The organism is Streptomyces sp. NPDC051315, assembly GCF_044455165.1.
Lineage (GTDB): Bacteria > Actinomycetota > Actinomycetes > Streptomycetales > Streptomycetaceae > Streptomyces.
The window spans coordinates 17,936-34,088 of the sequence record NZ_JBITEN010000003.1 but is presented as its reverse complement, the minus strand read 5'-3'; the positions used below and the strand labels follow the sequence as shown (position 1 = coordinate 34,088).

Below are 16,153 nucleotides of genomic sequence, written 5' to 3'. Positions count from 1 at the left end.
CGGTGGGCGGCGGCGAGGCGGTGGTGCGGTGAGGCAGTTGGGGGGCGTGGAAGCGGCTCATGACGATGTTCGTGGCGGCGGCTCGTGGCGGAGGCTCTGGCGTTCGGGGTGGCGGCTGTGGCGTTCGGGGTGGCGGCTCGGGGTGGGGCGTCCCCGCGGACAGCCTTCCCCGTGCCCCGCTTCGGCATCCGGCCCGCGGGGGCACGGGGGAGGGTCATGGGTGTACTGACCCGCGCGAACAGCTCCGCGGGTCAGTACACCTAGGCCCGCCGGACGGGCCGGCGGTGCCAGGCCGCGAAGAGGGCGGACAGCGCGGACCCGAGGACGGCCATGTCCTGGGCCGTGGTCCGCCCGCTCATCACAAGGACGACCCCGACGACGAGCACGGCCACGAAGACGACGAGGTCGGTCGTGTGCTGCATAGGCTGGTGGTGCATCACTGGCTCCTCCCGAGCACTGGTGGTGTGGTCGGGAGCGGCCTCTGCTGGCCGGCGTCGCCGCTCCCGGTCGCTCGGGCCGTCCGGCCCGGCACCACCCATCCTCGATCACCGCGAAGCCCCTCCCGGGAGGTCGGTGCTACGCCTTGGTCCGACTTACTACTCCATACGTAACGCAGCGGACCGTGACGGCACGTTACGTACACTCGGACCAAGGGGTCAGGATCAAGGTGCATCGGGGGGTGCGTGACCGAGCGGACACAGAACCAGCAGCGGGCGGCGAAGCGGGCGGAGACCCTGCGGCGGCTCGACCGGGACGGATCGCTGCCGGACGTGGTGCAGTCGACGCGGGCCCTGTGGGAGGGCGGCCTCGCTCCGTCCGAGATCCGTCTGCGCACCGCGTACCTGCGCAATCCCCGCATGCCCGCCGGGCCACTGGACGATCGACGGCGACCGCCGGCGGCGGCGCTGCCCCGCTTCGCCCAGCTCCTGGTGTCGCAGGGGGTCGCCCTGCAGTTCCACCTGACCGCGCTGTTCGCCGCGCAGTGCACGACCGGACCGGGACGGCCGTGGCGCAACGGCATCCCCCTCGACCGGCGCCGCACCGACGCGGACTTCACCTGGCTGGACCTCGTGGCGTCCTCCGCACGGTCGGGAAAGGGCGCCGACTACGTCTCCGGCCACACCGGCAACAAGCTGCGGCAGTTGCGCGCCGCTCTGGAGACGTTGTCCCGCAAGGGCCTGGTCGGGCTGGGGCGCAGCGGGGACGGGCTCCGGTACGACGACTTCGAGCTGCTGAAGGAGGGCGGGCGGAACTCCCGGGCCGGTGCGGTCAGGTACCGCGTCCCCTCCCTGTCGGAGGCGTGTCTCGCCGTGCCCCGGGAGTTCTTCACCCAGGGCTGGGTGCACGTCCTGACCAAGAGCGAGACGGCGGCCTATCTGATGTGGCTGCAACTGGGAGCCCTGGAGGAGCAGGTGCGGGTGGGGTGGGAGGTCCGGGCCGGCCTGTTCGGGCTGTCCCGCGAGGTCTACGACACCCACCAGGCGCTCGCCGCGTTCGGCCTGCTGGAGGTCACCAGGCCGGAGGGCCGCCGCGAGGACGGCACCTGGCAGGGGTTCGCCCGCGGAGACATTCCTCTCCTGCACCGAGTGCGGGCCCTCCCCGCCGGCCTCACCCAGAACCCCGCGAGGGTCGTCCACGCAGCGGTCTCGAAATTCGCCGCCCTCGGCACGTGGTCCCGCCCGCTGGGCCTCGCCCCCGGTCCGGCAACGACCGCGGTGGACAGGTGAGGGCGTACGGCTGCGCTCCCGGGGGCTGCCGCCGTACCGCCGTCGTGATACGCCAACGCGAAACCCCCGCCGATGATCTCGACGGGGGTTTCTGCCCTGATGGGCTGCGGTGGCTGGGGCCGGGGTCGAACCGGCGACCTTCCGCTTTTCAGGCGGACGCTCGTACCAACTGAGCTACCCAGCCGCGAGGTTTCACGTGAAACCTCAGCGGTCCTGACGGGATTTGAACCCGCGGCCTCCACCTTGACAGGGTGGCGAGCACTCCAAACTGCTCCACAGGACCAAGCGATGTGTACGACAGTGTCGCACACGTTGTTGCGTGCCCCCAACGGGATTCGAACCCGTGCTACCGCCTTGAAAGGGCGGCGTCCTAGGCCGCTAGACGATGAGGGCTATCGGCCCGCCTGGGCGCTTCTCAGCGCGTCGGGGACGTGAGAAGCATATGGGATGGCGGGAGGTAACGCCAAAACGGTTTACGGAGCGGCTCCGGACGGGGTGGGGGACGGGGGTGTGGTGGAGGGTGTCGGGGAGGGGCTGGGGGACTGGTCGGCTCCCGGCTGGTTCTCCTTCGGGAGGTGGCGGCTGACCTCGGCCGTGGTCAGGCCCAGGCCGCCCAGCTTGATCGCGTCCCAGGCCTGGAGGCGGCGGGTGTCGCGGTCGAAGTAGAGGATCGACGCCTCGATGGGGTCGGGGTACGTGCCCTCGACGGCGCGCAGGCCGCTGCCACCGGTGGAGCCCTCGGTGCGCAGTCGGGTGCCGTTCTCGAGGATCTCCATCTTCGCGTGGTGGATGTGGCCGGCCAGGACGAGGGGGACCTCGCCGTCGGTCCGGCGGGCGGCGGAGGGCTCGTGGGCGATGGCGATGTCGACGGGCGTGCCCGCGGCCCGCTGGGCGCGCAGCGCGGCGGCGAGGCGGTCGCCGGCCGCTTCCTGGACGCCTTTGCCGCCGGGGACCTGCGAGCGGTCGGGGGTGAACTGCGGGTCGCCCATGCCGGCGAAGCGCAGCCCCGCGATCGTGACCGCACGGCCGCCGTCGAGGACGTGGACGTTCTTGATGCCCTCCAGGTAGCGCTGGGTGACGGCCGAGTCGTGGTTGCCGCGGACCCAGACGTAGGGCGCGCCCAGGTCGGCGATGGGGTCGAGGAAGCCGTTCTCCGCAGCCGAGCCGTGGTCCATGGTGTCGCCGGAGTCGACGATGACGTCGACCTTGTACTGCTCGACGAGCGAGGCGATGATCTTCCAGCTCGCGGGGTTGAGGTGGATGTCGGAGACGTGCAGGACGCGGACGGTGGTGGGGTCGGGCTGGTAGGCGGGGAGGGTGGAGGTGACGTCGTAGAGCTTGGTGACGTTGGTGACGAGGCGGGCGAGTTCCCGCTGGTAGACGTCGAACTCGGTGACGATGCTGCGGGCGTTGCCGACGACGGAGGGGGCCGAGGAGAGCAGGCCCGAGAAGCGGGGTTCGAGGACGGACTTGGGGTTCCAGGTGGCGTAGGCGGTGGCGCCGGAGGCGGTCAGGAGGGCGAGGGCCAGGCCACCGGCGGCGAGGGCGCGGCGGGGACGGCGGTAGACGGCGAGGCCGAGCGCGGTGGCGCCGGAGACGACGGCGACGCAGGAGCGCACGGCGAGGTCGAGGGTGCCGTGTTCGACGTCGCGGGTGACCTCGTCCTGGAGGCCGGAGAGGCGTTCGGGGTGGTCGACGAGGGCCTGGGAGCGGACGGGGTCGAGCTGGTCGACGTTGACGTCCAGACGGACGGGAGCGACGTGGCTGTCGAGGTGCAGCGCGCCCAGCGGGGAGATGTTGATCTTGGTGCCGCCGGTGACGGAGGGCCGCAGCGTCATCGTCGTGTTCATCGGGCCGACGGCGGCGCGGACGTTTCCGACGATCAGCAGACCGAGCCAGGCGCCGACAAGGACGACGGCGGTCAGGCCGGCGGCGCGGGCCCAGGGGCGGGGTGTGGCGGCGAGTTCGGGGGTCGTGCGGGGGGAGCGGCGGGGGCGGCGGAAGCGTTTCAGGTGGTTCATGGGGTTCGGTGCGGCGGCGGGGACGCGGGCCATTGGTCCCGTATGCCCAAGTGCGCGCCCGGATATGCGGGCCGTTCGTGCCCTCGTACGACCGTGTCGTACCGGAGAATGGGCCCGTGCTGGAGATGACGCGCGAGGAGTTCGAGGAACTGGTTGCCGAGGCGCTGGACCGGATCCCGCCGGAGCTGACACGGCTGATGGACAACGTCGCCGTGTTCGTCGAGGACGAGCCGCCGGCGGACGATCCCGAGTTGCTCGGGCTCTACGAGGGGACTCCGCTGACCGATCGTGGCGAGTGGTACGCGGGCGTGCTGCCGGACCGGATCACGATCTACCGGGGGCCGACGCTCAGGATGTGCGAGACGCGGGAGGAGGTCGTCGAGGAGACGGAGGTGACCGTGGTCCACGAGATCGCGCATCACTTCGGGATCGACGACGCCCGGCTGCACGCGCTGGGCTACGGCTGAGTCGTCGTCGTGCGGGGCGCGTGTCCTCCCGTGGGCGACGGGAGTTGGTGAGGTTGACTCCTGCGTCTGCCCCCGGAGGTGGCCCGTGCGCCCCTTGTACCTGCCTGTTCGCCTGGCCGTCACGGTCATGGCCGTCGCCGCGGCCGCCGGATGCATGAGCGTGGGTGACGGGGAGGGGGATCGGGCCGAGCCGTCGCGGTCGGCGGGACAGCCGGGGGGCGAGGCGCCGGACGGCGGCCCCGGGGGATCGGCCGGCGGACACGGGTTCGACGCGGCGGGCCGCGACGACCGGCGCGGGCACGGCAAGGACGGCAAGAAGGGCAGGCCGGGTGAGTCGGCGGCTCCTTCGGCCTCGCCCTCGACGGGTGCGAGCGAGCCGGCGGCCGGAGGGAAGCCGGGCAAGGGCAACAAGCCGGACAAGCCCGGGCGCCCCGAGTCGCCGAAGGACGAGCCCACGCCGACGCGTTCCTCCGATCCGGAGCCGCCGCCGTCGCCGGAGCCCCCGCCGTCGCCCTCCCCGGAGCCGACGGTCGCGGAGCCGTCGTCGTCGGCGCCCGAGGAGCCGACGCCGCAACTGGTGGAGCGGGAGCCCGCCCCGGAGGCCGGGGCGCCGGCGTAGGACGGGGATCCGGCCGTGTGACCTACGTCCCTGGGGCTCGGTTTGCCTTCGGGGGTGGTGGGTGCGTATGGTGGTAGATCGTTTGATCCCATTTGCCCGGCGCCAACGCAGAGCGCGCCGTGTGGCGCGTACTCTCCCTTGCCGTGGCTGACCGCATTGAGGCGGTCGTATTGCGAATCACGGAGTTGACGGGCGCGTGCCGACGAGACTCCGGAAGGTTTCGCATACGCATGTCCATTTCCACCACTGATCACGTCGTCGTCCCCGAGAGCGACGAGGCCGTCGAGACCGTCGAGACCCTCGAGGCCGTCGCCGACGAGGCGCCCCAGGTGACCTTCGCGGACCTGGGTCTGCCCGAGGGCCTCGTGCGCAAGCTCGCGCAGAACGGCGTGACCACCCCCTTCCCGATCCAGGCGGCGACCATCCCGGACGCCCTGGCCGGCAAGGACATCCTCGGCCGTGGCCGCACCGGCTCCGGCAAGACCCTCTCCTTCGGCCTGCCGACCCTGGCCATGCTGGCCGGCGGCCGCACCGAGAAGAAGAAGCCGCGCGCGATCATCCTCACGCCGACCCGCGAGCTGGCGATGCAGGTCGCCGACGCGCTCCAGCCGTACGGCGACGTCGTCGGCCTGAAGATGAAGGTCGTCTGCGGCGGTACGTCGATGGGCAACCAGATCTACGCCCTCGAGCGCGGCGTCGACATCCTGGTCGCCACGCCCGGCCGTCTGCGCGACATCATCAACCGGGGCGCCTGCTCCCTGGAGGACGTGCAGATCGCCGTCCTCGACGAGGCCGACCAGATGTCCGACCTGGGCTTCCTGCCCGAGGTGACGGAACTGCTCGACCAGGTCCCGGCGGGCGGTCAGCGGATGCTGTTCTCCGCGACCATGGAGAACGAGATCAAGACCCTCGTCGACCGCTACCTCAACGACCCCGTCTCGCACGAGGTCGACGCGGCGCAGGGCGCGGTGACGACCATGTCGCACCACATCCTCATCGTGAAGCCCAAGGACAAGGCGCCGGTCACGGCCGCGATCGCCTCCCGCAAGGGCCGCACCATCATCTTCGTCCGCACCCAGCTGGGCGCCGACCGCGTCGCCGAGCAGCTGCGGGACGCCGGTGTGAAGGCCGACGCGCTGCACGGCGGCATGACGCAGGGCGCGCGCACGCGGACCCTGGCCGACTTCAAGGACGGCTACGTCAACGTCCTGGTCGCGACGGACGTCGCGGCGCGCGGCATCCACGTCGACGGCATCGACCTGGTCCTGAACGTGGACCCGGCCGGCGACCACAAGGACTACCTGCACCGGGCGGGCCGTACGGCGCGGGCCGGGCGCACCGGCACGGTCGTGTCCCTGTCGCTGCCGCACCAGCGGCGCCAGATCTTCCGTCTGATGGAGGACGCGGGCGTCGACGCCGGGCGCCACATCATCCAGGGCGGCGCGGCCTTCGACCCGGAGGTCGCCGAGATCACCGGTGCCCGGTCCATGACCGAGGTCCAGGCCGAGTCGGCGGGCAACGCCGCGCAGCAGGCCGAACGCGAGGTCGCCCACCTCACCAAGCAGCTCGAGCGGGCGCAGCGCCGGGCGGCCGAGCTGCGCGAGGAGGCCGACCGGCTGGTCGCCCGGGTCGCGCGCGAGCGGGGCGAGGACCCCGAGGCGGCGGTGGCCGAGGCGCAGGCGGCGGCAGCGGCCGGGGAGACCGTCGAGGCTCCGGCCGTGACCGAGGTCTCCGTGCCGGAGCAGCCGGCCGCGCGGGACATCGACCGGGACGACCGGGGCGGGCGCGAGGAGCGTCCGGCGTCGTCGTCGTACGAGCGGCGTGAGCGGAAGCCCTTCGAGCGGGACCGTGAGCGTTCGTTCGAGCGCCGTGACGACCGGGGCGGCTTCCGCGGTCGCGATGACCGGGGCGACCGGAACGACCGCGGTGACCGTGGTGACCGGGGTGGCTTCAACCGGGACCGTGACCGGGACCGTGGGTTCAACCGGGACCGTGACGACCGTGGCGGGCGTACCTTCGAGCGGCGCGACGACCGTCGTCCGTTCGACCGCGACCGTGACCGTGACCGCGGCTTCAACCGCGACGAGCGCGGCGGCCGTTCGTTCGAGCGTCGTGACGACCGTGGCGGGCGTACCTTCGAGCGGCGCGACGACCGTCGTCCGTTCGACCGCGACCGTGACCGTGACCGCGGCTTCAACCGCGACGAGCGCGGCGGCCGTTCGTTCGAGCGCCGTGACGACCGCGGCGGCTTCCGCGGCCGTGACGAGCGCGGCGGCCACCGCGGCAGCGACCGTCCGTTCAACCGCGACCGCCGCGACGACCGCCCGGGCTTCCGCACCGGCGGCCACGACCGCCCGTACGGCCGCCGTGACGACCACCGTCGCGACGACCACCGCGGCGGCGGCTCCTTCCAGCGCCGCGAGGACAAGCCGCGCTGGAAGCGCAACGGCTGACCTCGGCTGAGCCGATCAGACGCCGTGGCCCCCACCGATTCACCGGTGGGGGCCACGGCGTTTTCCGGAACTACGGGTGCCTTTTCCAGGCGGGGGCCTTTTCCGGTCACCGTGTGACGTGTGTCACGCCCTCGGCGAGGGAATTGCTGGGGGCATGACAGATGACGCCAGAGCGAGTGGGCTCTCTGACGAGGAACGGCTGGCCCAGCTCGGTTACACGCAGGTTCTCGCCCGCCGCATGTCGGCGTTCTCCAACTACGCGGTCTCGTTCACGATCATCTCGGTGCTGTCGGGCTGTCTGACGCTGTACCTGTTCGGCATGAACACCGGCGGCCCGGCCGTGATCACCTGGGGCTGGGTCGCCGTCGGCCTGATGACGCTGTTCGTCGGGCTGTCGATGGCCGAGATCTGCTCGGCGTACCCGACGTCCGCCGGTCTCTACTTCTGGGCACACCGCCTGGCACCTCCGCGGTCGGCGGCGGCCTGGGCCTGGTTCACGGGCTGGTTCAACGTGCTCGGCCAGGTCGCCGTGACGGCCGGTATCGACTTCGGGGCCGCGTCCTTCCTCGGCGCCTACCTGAACCTCCAGTTCGGCTTCGAGGTGACGCCGGGCCGCACGATCCTCCTCTTCGCCGGGATCCTGCTGCTGCACGGCCTGCTGAACACCTTCGGTGTGCGCATCGTCGCCCTGCTGAACAGCGTGAGCGTGTGGTGGCACGTGATCGGCGTGGCCGTGATCGTCGGCGCGCTCGCGATCGTCCCCGACCGGCACCGGTCGGCGTCCTTCGTCTTCGGCGAGTTCGTCAACAACACGGGCTGGGGCAGCGGGGTGTACGTCGTCCTGCTGGGTCTCCTCATGGCCCAGTACACCTTCACCGGCTACGACGCCTCCGCCCACATGACGGAGGAGACCCGCGACGCGTCGACGGCGGGCCCGAAGGGCATCGTGCGGTCCATCTGGACCTCCTGGATAGCCGGCTTCGTCCTCCTCCTCGGCTTCACCTTCGCGATCCAGTCCTACGAGGGCGCCCTCACCTCCCCGACCGGCGCGCCGCCCGCCCAGATCCTCCTCGACGCGCTCGGCGCGACGGCGGGCAAGCTGCTGCTGCTCGTCGTCATCGGCGCACAGCTCTTCTGCGGGATGGCGTCCGTGACCGCCAACAGCCGCATGATCTACGCCTTCTCCCGCGACGGCGCCCTGCCCTTCTCACGCGTCTGGCACACCGTCAGCCCCCGCACCCGCACACCCGTCGCGGCGGTCTGGCTGGCGGCCGGCGGAGCGCTGCTGCTCGGCCTGCCGTACCTGATCAACGTCACGGCGTACGCGGCGGTCACCTCGATCGCCGTGATCGGCCTCTACATCGCCTACGTCATCCCCACCCTGCTGCGCCTGCGCAAGGGCGAGGCCTTCGAACGGGGGCCGTGGCACCTGGGCCGGTGGTCGCGGGCGGTGGGAGTCGTGGCGGTGACCTGGGTGGCCGTCATCACGGTCCTCTTCATGCTGCCCCAGGTCTCCCCGGTGACCCCGGAGACCTTCAACTACGCCCCCGTCGCCGTCCTGGTCGTCCTCGGCTTCGCCGCCACCTGGTGGCTGGTCTCCGCCCGGCACTGGTTCCTGAACCCCGCGCATTCCGCGCGTGCGGCCGGGGAGGGGACGGGAGCGGGGACGGTCCCGGCGACCGGGGCGGGGGCGACCGGAGCGGGGCCGGCCGCCGAAACGACGGATCCGTGACCTTTCTCCGCCCCCGGCAGGGCCGTGTCCCCGATACCCGATCGGAGACACGGCCTCGTCCGGCTATGCTCGGGGTGGCAACATTGCCTGGGCCCTTAGCTCAATTGGCAGAGCAGTGGACTTTTAATCCATTGGTTGTGGGTTCGAGTCCCACAGGGCCTACGGTTCGCAGGCGGGCTGCAAGCCCTCCGACCTGCTGCGCAGCGCCCGGGACGACTTCGGTCGGCTCGGGCGCTGTCGCGTTGTGGGGCCGTGTCCGCCATCCGGCTCCGCACCGCCGCGCAACGTCGTGCGTTCCACGCCTCCCCCCGCCCGTCTCCGTACGCCGTCACCGGCGCGCTCCCGTTGATCTCCGTCCGCTGAACCGATCGTCGGGGGGCGTCGAGGCGGTTCAGCGACGCACCCGTCCATCCGGTGATCAAACATTTCATTGTTCATTCGATCAGTCTCATGGTAGAAATGCTCGCATGGGTGTTGCCAACCGTCTCGACCTGACCCTCCGCCTCGTCCAGGGGGCCGAAGGCCGTGTCTCCGTCGCCGAGTTGTCGCAGCGGCTCGGGGTGTCCGAGATGACCGTGCGCAGGGATCTCGACGCGCTGGAGAAGCAGGGGCTGGTGCGGCGGGTGCACGGTGGGGCCGTCGCCGGCCGGGCGCGGGAGGAGGGGGGTGGCTTCGCGGCGCGGGAGGGCTGGCAGGCCGCCACCAAGGACCGGCTCGGCGCGGCCGTCGCCGGGCTCGTGGAACCGGGGACCCGGGTGCTGCTCGATGCCGGGACGACGACCGTGCACGTCGCCGAACACCTCGCGGCACGCGGGCCGTTGACCGTCGCCGTGCTCTCCCTGCAGGCCGCCGTGCGGCTGGCCGACCGGCCCGGGATCGAACTGCTGGTCGTCGGCGGGCGGTCACGGCCGGGGGAGCGGTCCCTGGTGGGGCCGTTGGCCCTGCGCACCGTGGAGTCGCTCGCCTTCGACCTGTTCGTGATGTCCATCGGCGGGGTGCACGCGGCGCACGGCTGGTCCGAGTTCTCCCTGGACGACGCGGCCGTCAAGCAGGCGGGGCTCGGTCAGGCCGGCCGTACCGTCGCCGTGGCCGACGCGACCAAGCTGGGCGTGCGCGCGTTCAGTCAGGTCGCCCCGCTCGGCGCCGTGCACACCTTCGTCACCGATGCCGCCGCGGCCGACGCCGCCACCCACCCCGGCGGCCCGCAGACCCTGGACGCCCTGCGCGAGGCGGGCGTCGAGACGCTGATCGTGTGAGCCCCGCGTCCTAATCGAGAAGTCCCAGCCCAGGAGTCACCGTGTCCCGTCCACCCCTGATGATCCTCGTCGCCGGCCCGTACCGTTCGGGCACCGGCGACGACCCCGCCAAGCTCGCCGCGAACGTACGAGCCATGAACGAGGCCGCCCTCGTCCTCTACCGCGCCGGGCACCTGCCCGTCACCGGCGAGGCGCTCGCGCTGCCGCTCCTGGAGACGGCCGGCTGCACCGGCCCCGACGACCCGCTCTTCGAGGAACTCTTCCACCCCGTCGCCGAACGCCTCCTCGACCGCTGCGACGCCGTCCTGCGCATCGGCGGTCCCTCCGAGGGAGCCGACCGCATGGTGGCGCGGGCACAGGCGCAGGGCAAGGACGTCTACACCGACCTGACCGACATCCCGGCCGGGGGCTGACGATGGCGGAGAGCACCCACCCCGGGCGTCCGGGCATCGACCTCCCCGACCCCCGCGGCCGTACCGGACTCGACCGTCAGGGGCGCGACCTGACCGGGAACCCCCGGGTCCGCGTCCTCGACGTCGAGGTCCTCGCCTGCGACTGGTCGGTCCTGCGCCGCACCACCTTCGACTACCGGCACAGCGACGGCCACTGGAGCCGCGAGCGGCGCGAGACGTACGACCGGGGCGACGGCGCGACGATCCTCCTCTACGACCCCGCACGGCGTACGGTTCTGCTGACCCGTCAGTTCCGGCTGCCGGCCTACGTCAACGGGCACCCCGACGGCATGCTGCTGGAGACCGCGGCCGGGCTGCTGGACGGTGACGAGCCGCAGGAGGCGATCCGGCGTGAGGCCGAGGAGGAGACCGGCCGGACCGTGCACGAGGTCGCGCACGTCTTCGACGCCTACATGAGCCCTGGCTCGGTCACCGAGCGACTGAGCTTCTTCGCCGCGCCCTACGACGGATCGGTGCCCGGCGCGGACACGGCGGGTGTGGCCGACGAGGGCGAGGACATCACCGTCGTGGAACTGCCCTTCGGAGAGGCGCTCGACCTCGTCCGGCGCGGTGCGATCGCCGACGCCAAGACGATCATGCTGCTTCAGTGGGCCGCGCTCGACGGCCCCTTCCGGCACGGCTGACCAGGGAAATGTGAGGCGATGACAGATGTGGCCACGGGTCGACGGCATGCGGTCGATGGAGCTCGGCACCCCGGACGAGATGCGCGTCCGGCTGAACTCCCTCGTGTTGTCCGGGCGGAAGACGGCCACCACGGGCCTGCTCGCGGAGTACGTGGAGGAGACGGAGGGCCTGGAGTACGTCGGTGAGCGTCTCGCCCTCCTCGACGGCGACGGGCGTTCCGTCGCCACCATCGAGGTCACCGGCGTGCGGCGGACCACCTTCGCCGGGGTGAGCTGGGAGCATGCGGCGGCCGAGGGGGAGGGCGACGCCGACCTGGAGGAGTGGCGTGCGGGGCACCGCCGGTTCTGGAGCGCCGACGGCACGCCGGTGGAGGACGACACGCCCGTGGTGTGCGTGGCGTTCCGGGTGGTGGAGGAGAAGGCCTGAGGACGGGCCGGGCGGGTCAGCCGGGCGGGTGAGCGTCAGCCCACGCTGAGCTCCGTGAGGTCGGCCAGCGGCAGTGTGTGCTGCGTCTGGAGGACCTTCGCCCGCAGGTAACGCACATTGTGCGGGGTGGTGAAGACACCCGTCGGCACCCGGTCGTGGACGTCGATGCCCAGTGTGCGGAGCTGGTCGGCCTTGTCGGGGTTGTTGGACAGCAGGTCCAGGGTGGTGACCTTCAGGGCGCGCAGCATCTGGGCGGCCGCCGTGTAGTCCCGGTCGTCCTCGGGCAGGCCGAGGGCGGCGTTCGCCTCGTAGGTGTCCAGGCCCTGGTCCTGGAGGGCGTACGCGTCGAGCTTGTTGTAGAGGCCGATGCCCCGGCCCTCCTGGCGGAGGTAGAGCAGGACGCCGCCGCGGTCGGCGATGCGCTCGACCGCCTCGCGCAGCTGGGGGCCGCAGTCGCAGCGGGCGGAGCCGAAGACGTCCCCGGTCAGGCACTCGGAGTGCAGCCGCACCAGCGGGCGGGGGCCCGGGTCGCCGAGGACGAAGGCCACGTGCTCCTGGCCGTCGGCCAAGCCGTGGAAGGTGACCAGTTCGGCGTCGACCGAGTAGCCGTCGTGGAAGCGCAGCGGTACCCGGACGCGGGCACGCTCGGTGGCGGCGGGGGTGTGGAGCATGAGGATTCTCCCGGGTCCGGTGGACAGAGCGCGGCTCTGCTTCAGATTTGAAACAGTCACGGTGATCGCGACACTACCTCATGCTTTAAGTTTCAAGCAACGGAGGAGTGGTGTGGCTCACGAGCAGGAGGGCGACGACCGCCTGCGCCACGGCACGCCCTCGGGCCCGCCCCCGCCGTCGTCCCCCTGGAGCCCCTGCGCGATGTGCGTGCAGATCTCCTCGAGCTGCCCCACCTGCTCCGGGGTGAGCCGGTCGAAGAGGGAGGCGCGGACGGTCTCGACGTGGCCGGGAGCCGTCCGCTCCAGCACCGCCATGCCCTCGTCGGTCAGGACCGCGATGCTCCCGCGTCTGTCCCAGCGACAGTTCTCCCGCCGTACCAGCCCGTCCTTCTCCAGGCGCGTCACCGCGTACGTCAGCCGGCTGCGGGTGATCTTCAGCTTCTCCGCGAGATCGGTCATGCGCAGCTGTCGCTCGGGGACCTCGGAGAGGTGAGCCAGGATGGAGTAGTACAGGTGGGGCATGCCGGCCTCATGCTGGAGCTGCCGGTCGATCGCGTCCTCCAGGAGCAGGGAGGCGGCGACATACGCGCGCCAGGCGCGTTGCTCCTCGGGGGTGAGCCAGCGGATCGTCATGCCCCCAGTGTAGGTTTGCTTCAAACTTGAACCAAGGTCGCCGCGGTCCGGTAACCCCGCCGGTACCCGCAGCCCCGTCCACCCCGTCCACCCTCTCTGTCCCTCTGTCCCTCACCCCCTCGCCCGGAGAGACCGCGCCGATGCCGTACCCGTACGTCCTGCTGTCCGCCGCTGTCTCCCTCGACGGCTACCTCGACGACACCGGCCCCGACCGCCTCCTGCTCTCCAGCCCGGCCGACTTCGACCGGGTCGACGAGGTGCGGGCCTCCGTCGACGCGATCCTGGTCGGAGCCGGCACCATCCGCGCCGACAACCCCCGCCTCCTGGTCAACTCGCCCGAACGCCGGGCGGCCCGGCTGGCGGCCGGCGGGGCGGAGTATCCCCTCAAGGTCACCGTCAGCGGCTCCGGTGAGCTGGACCCGGCGGCGAACTTCTGGCACACGGGCGGCGAGAAGGTCGTGTACACGACCGACACGGGTGCCGAGCGCGCCCGGTCGCTCGGCCTCGCGGCCGACGTCGTCCCCCTCGGCCCCGCCCTCGACTGGCGGCGGCTCCTGGAACACCTCCACGACGTACGGGGTGTGCGGCGGCTGATGGTCGAGGGCGGCGGAACCATCCACACCCAGCTCCTCCAGGAAGGCCTGGCCGACGAACTCCAGCTCGTCCTGGCCCCCCTCTTCGTGGGCACCCCGGACGCGCCCCGGCTCTTCGGGCCCGGCGGCTACCAGGGTGGACGGCTGCGGCTCGTCGAGACGCGGCGCATCGAGGACGTCGTGCTGACGCGCTACGAGCCCACCGCGCCCGGCGCCGGCCCGCTCCCCGTGGCCGCCGACCGGCACTGGCTGGCCCTCGCCTGCGAGCTGGCGGCCGCCTGCCCGCCGTCGCGGACCGCCTTCAGCGTGGGCGCGGTGGTGGTGGCAGCCGACGGGACCGAGCTGGCGCGCGGCCACTCCCGGGAGGCCGGCGACCCCGTCGTCCACGCCGAGGAGGCCGCCCTCGCGAAGATCGCCCCGGACGACCCCCGTCTGGCCACGGCCACCGTCTACACCAGCCTTGAACCCTGCACCCGGCGCTCCTCCCGCCCGACGCCCTGCGCCCGGCTCGTCCTCGACGCGGGCGTCCCCCGGGTCGTGACGGCCTGGCGGGAACCGGACACCTTCGTGACCGACGCCGACGGCGCCGGCCTGCTGACCGCCGCGGGCGTGGACGTCGTGGTTCTTCCGGAGTACGAGGAGCCGGCCGCGGCGCCCAACCGCCATCTGCTCCGCGACGCCCAACAGCCGTCCTGACCAAGGCGGTTCGGCTGAGCGGTGGCTCTGGGGGAGGCCCTGCGGGCAGTTCCCCGCAGGCCCCCGAGGAGCCCCCGGATCAATGCGTGCGCTTCGTGTCCCGCAGATGGCGTACACTGGTGTCATACCGACGCGGGGTGGAGCAGCTCGGTAGCTCGCTGGGCTCATAACCCAGAGGTCGCAGGTTCAAATCCTGTCCCCGCTACTGAAGGCCGAGGGCCGGAATCCTGTTTCAGGATTCCGGCCCTCGGTGCGTTCATCCGCCTGATCGCCCTCACGGAAGGTGACCGGCCGAGCGCCCTGCGCATAACAACTGAGTCACCATCAAAAGTCCTGTGGCTGCTGAAGCGTGGTCGAACCGGGGTCAACTCGCCCGTTTTTCACCGCTCGTGAGACAAAAGTCCAGGCCAGAAATGTTGTTGATCAAGCGGAACCGCTTGGAAACCCGGCCCCGCGTCTATTAACGTTCGATAACGCAGCGCGGTCGTCCCAGCCGTCACAAGAGGCGGCTCCGTGCGCACGCGCCGAATCCCGTAAGGGAACCGGGGAACCACCACCTTGGGGTGAATCACGCGGAAGCCGCCGTGAAGTTACGGCCGGTATACGCGCGTAGGAGACCTTCCCGCTCCGAACCCGTCAGCTAACCCGGTAGGCGACGGAAGGAAAGGAGTACGCCCGCGTGGCGTCCAACCGGCCTGCCCCAGAAGCCCCCAGTGTGCCCAGCCAGACCTTCGGCTACGGCAGCTACCGCACCGACGAGGGCCCCTGGGAGGAGTGGAACCCCACCGCGGAGTCCATTCGCCCGGTACGCGGTCGGCACCGCGTCGCCAAGCAGCGCGGCGGACTCGCCCGCAGCTCCACCGTCCTCGGCGTCGGCGTCATAGCCGCCGTCGGCGCGGGCGGCATGGCCAGCGCCAACACCGGCAAGCCGCCGGTCTCCATCTCCATGCCGGACCTCCCCTCCGTGGGTTCCCTGATCTCGGACGACGACACCCCCGAGGAGTCCGCGTCCGCCCTCAGCACCTTCGGCACCACCGTCGCCGCGGACGACAGCAGCGACAGCGCCGCCGACGCCGGCGAGGCGCTGCGCAGCCGGATCATGGCGCAGGCCGAGTCGCAGCAGACCCAGATCGAGGCCAAGGCCCAGGCAGCCGCCGAGGCCGCCGCGGCCAAGGCGGAGGCCGACGCGGCCGCCAAGGCCCAGCAGGAGGCGGAGGCCAAGGCCGCCGCCGCGAAGAAGAAGGCCGCCGAGGAAGCCGCGAAGAAGGCCGAGGCCGAGCGCCTCGCCGAGCTCGCCAAGCAGTACACGCTGCCGACCTCCTCGTACACCATCACCTCCACGTTCGGTCAGGCCGGCGCCTACTGGTCCTCCGGGTACCACACCGGGCTCGACTTCGCCGCCCCCACCGGCACCCTGCTCAAGGCCGTGCACAGCGGCACCATCACCTCGGCCGGCTGGGACGGGTCGTACGGCTACAAGACCGTGCTCACCCTCGATGACGGCACCGAGATCTGGTACGCCCACCAGTCCTCCATCAACGTCAGCGTCGGCCAGAAGGTCGCCACCGGCGACGTCATCGGCCGCGTCGGCGCCACCGGCAACGTCACCGGCGCCCACCTCCACCTGGAGGTCCACCCGGGCGGCAGCGCCTCGGGCATCGACCCGGCGGCCTGGCTGCGGGACCACGGCGTGAACCCCTGAGTCTTCCGGGGAATTTCCGGAGGTCGACGGGGGTCGGTGAGGTCTCCCGTGCGGCACCCG

General features: G+C 71.8%; 15 protein-coding genes, 5 tRNA genes and 1 riboswitch. Of the genes, 13 read left to right on the top strand and 7 right to left on the bottom strand.

Annotated elements, in window-relative coordinates; translation table 11 throughout:
* Positions 1–260: 260 nt before the first annotated feature.
* Positions 261–437: a hypothetical protein gene (locus ACIBBD_RS06480; RefSeq protein WP_399418177.1), complete on the bottom strand. Its 177-nt coding sequence runs from the start codon at positions 435–437 to the stop codon at positions 261–263.
* A 246-nt stretch (positions 438–683) separates the two neighbouring features.
* Here ACIBBD_RS06480 and ACIBBD_RS06475 point away from each other — a divergent pair, with 246 nt between their 5' ends.
* Positions 684–1,727: a hypothetical protein gene (locus ACIBBD_RS06475; RefSeq protein WP_399418176.1), complete on the top strand. Its 1,044-nt coding sequence runs from the start codon at positions 684–686 to the stop codon at positions 1,725–1,727.
* Between the two features lie 110 nt (positions 1,728–1,837).
* Here the strand turns inward: ACIBBD_RS06475 and ACIBBD_RS06470 are convergent.
* From ACIBBD_RS06470 to ACIBBD_RS06455, 4 genes are all read right to left on the bottom strand, one after another.
* A tRNA-Phe gene (locus tag ACIBBD_RS06470) sits at positions 1,838–1,911 on the bottom strand.
* Positions 1,912–1,935: 24 nt separating this feature from the next.
* A tRNA-Asp gene (locus ACIBBD_RS06465) sits at positions 1,936–2,010 on the bottom strand.
* Positions 2,011–2,047: 37 nt separating this feature from the next.
* Positions 2,048–2,120: transfer RNA gene (locus tag ACIBBD_RS06460), tRNA-Glu, on the bottom strand.
* Between the two features lie 80 nt (positions 2,121–2,200).
* Positions 2,201–3,781, bottom strand: a complete 1,581-nt coding sequence (locus ACIBBD_RS06455; RefSeq protein ID WP_399418175.1) for a metallophosphoesterase — start codon at positions 3,779–3,781, stop codon at positions 2,201–2,203.
* 83 nt (positions 3,782–3,864) lie between these two features.
* Between ACIBBD_RS06455 and ACIBBD_RS06450 the strand changes: the two genes are divergently transcribed.
* From ACIBBD_RS06450 to ACIBBD_RS06410, 9 genes are all read left to right on the top strand, one after another.
* Positions 3,865–4,215 carry a metallopeptidase family protein gene (locus ACIBBD_RS06450; RefSeq protein ID WP_003999986.1) on the top strand — a complete coding sequence of 117 codons (351 nt, stop codon included), beginning with the start codon at positions 3,865–3,867 and terminating at the stop codon, positions 4,213–4,215.
* 85 nt (positions 4,216–4,300) lie between these two features.
* A complete protein-coding gene (locus ACIBBD_RS06445) occupies positions 4,301–4,834 on the top strand; it encodes a hypothetical protein (protein WP_399418174.1) in 534 nt (177 codons plus the stop codon).
* Positions 4,835–5,064: 230 nt separating this feature from the next.
* Positions 5,065–7,287: a DEAD/DEAH box helicase gene (locus ACIBBD_RS06440; protein WP_399418173.1), complete on the top strand. Its 2,223-nt coding sequence runs from the start codon at positions 5,065–5,067 to the stop codon at positions 7,285–7,287.
* A 154-nt stretch (positions 7,288–7,441) separates the two neighbouring features.
* Complete coding sequence (locus tag ACIBBD_RS06435) at positions 7,442–9,019, top strand: amino acid permease (RefSeq protein WP_399418172.1); 1,578 nt, start codon at positions 7,442–7,444, stop codon at positions 9,017–9,019.
* Between the two features lie 89 nt (positions 9,020–9,108).
* Positions 9,109–9,181, top strand: a tRNA-Lys gene (locus ACIBBD_RS06430).
* A 305-nt stretch (positions 9,182–9,486) separates the two neighbouring features.
* A complete protein-coding gene (locus ACIBBD_RS06425) occupies positions 9,487–10,275 on the top strand; it encodes a DeoR/GlpR family DNA-binding transcription regulator (RefSeq protein WP_399418171.1) in 789 nt (262 codons plus the stop codon).
* A gap of 59 nt (positions 10,276–10,334) precedes the next feature.
* A complete protein-coding gene (locus ACIBBD_RS06420; RefSeq protein WP_399418655.1) occupies positions 10,335–10,688 on the top strand; it encodes a DUF4406 domain-containing protein in 354 nt (117 codons plus the stop codon).
* A gap of 2 nt (positions 10,689–10,690) precedes the next feature.
* The gene (locus ACIBBD_RS06415) at positions 10,691–11,371 is read left to right on the top strand and encodes an NUDIX domain-containing protein (protein ID WP_399418170.1); all 681 of its coding nucleotides are present in this window, start codon (positions 10,691–10,693) and stop codon (positions 11,369–11,371) included.
* A gap of 25 nt (positions 11,372–11,396) precedes the next feature.
* A complete protein-coding gene (locus tag ACIBBD_RS06410) occupies positions 11,397–11,798 on the top strand; it encodes an ASCH domain-containing protein (RefSeq protein WP_399418169.1) in 402 nt (133 codons plus the stop codon).
* 35 nt (positions 11,799–11,833) lie between these two features.
* On the opposite strand, the gene ribA is transcribed toward ACIBBD_RS06410, so the two are convergent.
* Together ribA and ACIBBD_RS06400 are read right to left on the bottom strand one after the other, a co-directional pair.
* Positions 11,834–12,469, bottom strand: coding sequence for a GTP cyclohydrolase II (gene ribA, locus ACIBBD_RS06405; RefSeq protein WP_399418168.1), 636 nt, complete (start codon positions 12,467–12,469; stop codon positions 11,834–11,836).
* Positions 12,470–12,586: 117 nt separating this feature from the next.
* Positions 12,587–13,102, bottom strand: a complete 516-nt coding sequence (locus ACIBBD_RS06400; RefSeq protein WP_399418167.1) for a MarR family winged helix-turn-helix transcriptional regulator — start codon at positions 13,100–13,102, stop codon at positions 12,587–12,589.
* Between the two features lie 140 nt (positions 13,103–13,242).
* Between ACIBBD_RS06400 and ACIBBD_RS06395 the strand changes: the two genes are divergently transcribed.
* The 3 genes from ACIBBD_RS06395 (at position 13,243) to ACIBBD_RS06385 (ending at position 16,093) form a co-directional block, all read left to right on the top strand.
* Positions 13,243–14,391, top strand: a complete 1,149-nt coding sequence (locus ACIBBD_RS06395) for a dihydrofolate reductase family protein (RefSeq protein WP_399418166.1) — start codon at positions 13,243–13,245, stop codon at positions 14,389–14,391.
* 131 nt (positions 14,392–14,522) lie between these two features.
* Positions 14,523–14,596, top strand: a tRNA-Met gene (locus tag ACIBBD_RS06390).
* A gap of 307 nt (positions 14,597–14,903) precedes the next feature.
* A riboswitch (cyclic di-AMP (ydaO/yuaA leader) is annotated at positions 14,904–15,063 on the top strand.
* A 7-nt stretch (positions 15,064–15,070) separates the two neighbouring features.
* Positions 15,071–16,093, top strand: coding sequence for a M23 family metallopeptidase (locus ACIBBD_RS06385; protein ID WP_399418165.1), 1,023 nt, complete (start codon positions 15,071–15,073; stop codon positions 16,091–16,093).
* The last annotated feature ends 60 nt before the right edge of the window (positions 16,094–16,153 follow it).

What these genes read in the sequence shown, in the direction of transcription:
- ACIBBD_RS06480 (WP_399418177.1), bottom strand. Translation starts at nt 437, where the DNA reads ATGCACCACCAGCCTATGCAGCACACGACCGACCTCGTCGTCTTCGTG.
- ACIBBD_RS06455 (WP_399418175.1), bottom strand. Translation starts at nt 3,781, where the DNA reads ATGGCCCGCGTCCCCGCCGCCGCACCGAACCCCATGAACCACCTGAAA.
- ACIBBD_RS06440 (WP_399418173.1), top strand. Translation starts at nt 5,065, where the DNA reads ATGTCCATTTCCACCACTGATCACGTCGTCGTCCCCGAGAGCGACGAG.
- ACIBBD_RS06435 (WP_399418172.1), top strand. Translation starts at nt 7,442, where the DNA reads ATGACAGATGACGCCAGAGCGAGTGGGCTCTCTGACGAGGAACGGCTG.
- ACIBBD_RS06425 (WP_399418171.1), top strand. Translation starts at nt 9,487, where the DNA reads ATGGGTGTTGCCAACCGTCTCGACCTGACCCTCCGCCTCGTCCAGGGG.
- ACIBBD_RS06420 (WP_399418655.1), top strand. Translation starts at nt 10,335, where the DNA reads ATGATCCTCGTCGCCGGCCCGTACCGTTCGGGCACCGGCGACGACCCC.
- ACIBBD_RS06415 (WP_399418170.1), top strand. Translation starts at nt 10,691, where the DNA reads ATGGCGGAGAGCACCCACCCCGGGCGTCCGGGCATCGACCTCCCCGAC.
- ACIBBD_RS06410 (WP_399418169.1), top strand. Translation starts at nt 11,397, where the DNA reads ATGTGGCCACGGGTCGACGGCATGCGGTCGATGGAGCTCGGCACCCCG.
- ribA (WP_399418168.1), bottom strand. Translation starts at nt 12,469, where the DNA reads ATGCTCCACACCCCCGCCGCCACCGAGCGTGCCCGCGTCCGGGTACCG.
- ACIBBD_RS06400 (WP_399418167.1), bottom strand. Translation starts at nt 13,102, where the DNA reads ATGACGATCCGCTGGCTCACCCCCGAGGAGCAACGCGCCTGGCGCGCG.
- ACIBBD_RS06395 (WP_399418166.1), top strand. Translation starts at nt 13,243, where the DNA reads ATGCCGTACCCGTACGTCCTGCTGTCCGCCGCTGTCTCCCTCGACGGC.